3 protein-coding genes are annotated in these 2,793 nt (G+C 65.2%); 1 reads left to right on the top strand and 2 read right to left on the bottom strand.

What is annotated here, in order from left to right; genetic code table 11:
- Both B3T59_RS20100 and B3T59_RS20095 read right to left on the bottom strand, forming a co-directional pair.
- A partial coding sequence (locus tag B3T59_RS20100) for a lyase family protein (RefSeq protein ID WP_287004952.1) occupies positions 1–333 on the bottom strand: 333 nt, incomplete at its 3' end.
- Positions 334–708: 375 nt separating this feature from the next.
- Positions 709–2,409, bottom strand: a complete 1,701-nt coding sequence (locus B3T59_RS20095; RefSeq protein ID WP_064863613.1) for a fumarate hydratase — start codon at positions 2,407–2,409, stop codon at positions 709–711.
- Positions 2,410–2,597: 188 nt separating this feature from the next.
- Here B3T59_RS20095 and B3T59_RS20090 point away from each other — a divergent pair.
- On the top strand, positions 2,598–2,793 hold a 196-nt coding region (locus B3T59_RS20090), incomplete at its 3' end, for a hypothetical protein (RefSeq protein ID WP_287004953.1).

The raw sequence follows: 2,793 nt of genomic DNA, 5'->3' as shown, positions 1-2,793 counted from the left end.
CACCTCGTTGGCGTTCATGTTCGAGCTGGTACCCGACCCGGTCTGGAACACGTCGATGGGGAACTGGTCGTCGTGCTTGCCCTCGGCGATCTCCTTGGCAGCGGCGATGATGGCGTCGGCCTTGGTGGCGTCGAGCAGGCCGAGGTCCTTGTTGACCTGCGCGCAGGCGGCCTTGAGCAGTCCCATCGCACGGATCTGCGTTCGCTCGAGCGGGCGGTGGCTGATCGGGAAGTTCTCGACGGCGCGTTGCGTCTGTGCGCGCCAGAGTGCGTCGACGGGTACCTTGACCTCGCCCATGGTGTCGTGCTCGATGCGGTACTGCTGCTCGCTCATCTGATGCGTCCTCCGGATGTCTGCGGTGGGTTAGGACTACCTCAATCCACGCTACTCGCCGCGGGTTGCGGGGCCGCGTCTGCCGTACACAGGTGCCAGAATGTGGCACCTGTGTACGGCAAAAACTGCGACTCGGGCACGACGACCCGGTGAGCCGGGACCGAGACCTCGACGCCGCGGTCGGCGCGGCGAGACTCACGCTGCGTCTCGGTTGGGGACAGGTATGCGAGCGGCCGTGCACCACGGCGCGCAAGATCGGCGCCGCCGCACGACCGCTCGCTCAGTAACCCTGATCGCTGCGCTGCGCTCGCTCAGTGACCCCTGATCGCTGCGCTGCGCTCGCTCAGTGACCCCTGATCGCTGCGCTGCGCTCGCTCAGCGCTCCTTCGAACGAACCCGCACGCCGTTCAGCGGAACGGTGACCGACCCCGACGGGTCGGTGAAGAAGTCGTTGCCCTTGTCGTCGACGACGATGAACGCCGGGAAGTTCTCGACCTCGATCTTCCAGACCGCTTCCATCCCGAGCTCCGGGTACTCGATGACCTCCTGGCTCTTGATGCAATCGAGGGCGAGGCGAGCTGCCGGGCCGCCGATCGAACCGAGGTAGAAGCCCCCGTGGGCGTCGCATGCCTGGGTGACCTGCTTGGAGCGATTTCCCTTGGCCAACATGACCATTGATCCGCCCGCGGCCTGGAACTGCTCGACATAGGAGTCCATGCGACCCGCCGTCGTCGGTCCGAACGAACCCGACGCCATGCCCTCGGGAGTCTTGGCCGGACCCGCGTAATAGACGGGGTGATCGCGCAGATACTGCGGCATCGGCTCGCCTGCGTCGAGGCGTTCCTTGATCTTGGCGTGTGCGATATCGCGAGCCACGACGAGGGGCCCGGTCAGCGACAGTCGAGTCTTGACCGGATACTTCGACAGTTCGGCGAGGATTTCCGGCATCGGCCGGTTGAGGTCGATCTCGACGACCTGCCCTCCCTCGATGTCCTCGGCGACCCCGGCGTCCGGCATGTACTGCGCCGGATCGGTTTCGAGCTGCTCGAGGAACACGCCCTCGGAGGTGATCTTGCCCAGTGCCTGGCGGTCGGCCGAGCACGAGACCGCGATGGCCACCGGGCACGATGCGCCGTGACGCGGCAGACGCACGACCCGGACGTCGTGGCAGAAGTACTTGCCGCCGAACTGGGCGCCGATGCCGAAGGACTGGGTCAGCTTGAAGACCTCCTCCTCGAGCTCGACGTCCCGGAAGCCGTGCGCCGACATCGAGCCCTCCGTGGGCAGCGTGTCGAGGTAGTGCGCCGATGCGTATTTCGCTGTCTTCAAGGCGAATTCGGCCGACGTCCCGCCGATGACGACGGCGAGGTGGTACGGCGGACAGGCGGCGGTACCCAGTGACCGGATCTTCTCGTCGAGGAAGGTCAGCAGGCGGTCGGGGTTGAGGATCGCCTTGGTCTCCTGGAACAGGAACGACTTGTTGGCGCTGCCGCCGCCCTTGGCCATGAAGAGGAACTTGTACTCAGGTCCCTTCGGCCCCTGCTGGGTCGAGTAGATCTCCACCTGCGCAGGCAGATTGGTGCCCGTGTTCTTCTCGTCGTATGTCGTCAACGGCGCGAGCTGTGAGTAGCGCAGGTTGAGTTTGGTGTACGCGTCGTAGACGCCGCGTGAGATCCACTCGCCGTCGTCGACGCCGGTCAGCACCCCCTCGGACTTCTTGCCCATGACGATCGCTGTGCCGGTGTCCTGGCACATCGGCAGTACGCCGCCCGCGGAGATGTTCACGTTCTTGAGCAGATCGAGCGCGACGAAACGATCGTTGCCCGACGCCTCCGGGTCGTCGATGATCTTGCGCAACTGCCGCAGGTGTGCGGGGCGCAGGTAGTGGCTGATGTCGTGCATCGCCTCGGACGTCAAGCGTTCGAGGGCTTCGGGCGCGACCTTGAGGAAGGTCTGGCCGTCGACGTCGACCGTCGAGACCCCCTCGGTGGTGATCAGGCGATAGGGCGTGTCATCGGCGCCGGAGGGTAGCAATTCGGCATAGCGAAACTCCGGAGCAAGGGCTGGTTTGCTCACGTGCGAATCCTATCGCGGCCGGTCAGCGACCCTCCCACGTCCCGGTGCCTGATGTGGGCCACGCCACGGGGATTCGTCACAGCATTAGTCCGATGTGCGTGACGAACGGAAGGGGTATTAGTGTGTGGTGGGTCACAGTTCACTGAACTGTTGTCGATTCAGTGATGTCAACACGGGAGGGGAACGCATTGGCCGCAATCGTGCTCGCCGAGGTTCGAACGAACTGTGAACGCGAGGCCGTCGCCGAATGGGCGTCGAGCAGACATCCCGACGCCCCGGTGCGCACACTCGACGAAGTCGATCCCGAGACGCTTGACCCGGCAACGACGCTGATTCCCGCCCGGGTCGTCTGGCTTCCCCCGATGCGCAAGGGTGAGCGCCGCG

Source organism: Gordonia sp. UBA7860, from assembly GCF_002500165.1.
Taxonomy (GTDB): domain Bacteria; phylum Actinomycetota; class Actinomycetes; order Mycobacteriales; family Mycobacteriaceae; genus Gordonia; species Gordonia sputi.
The sequence above is the reverse complement of the archived record's forward strand: the minus strand, read 5'-3'. Positions and strand labels throughout refer to the sequence as shown.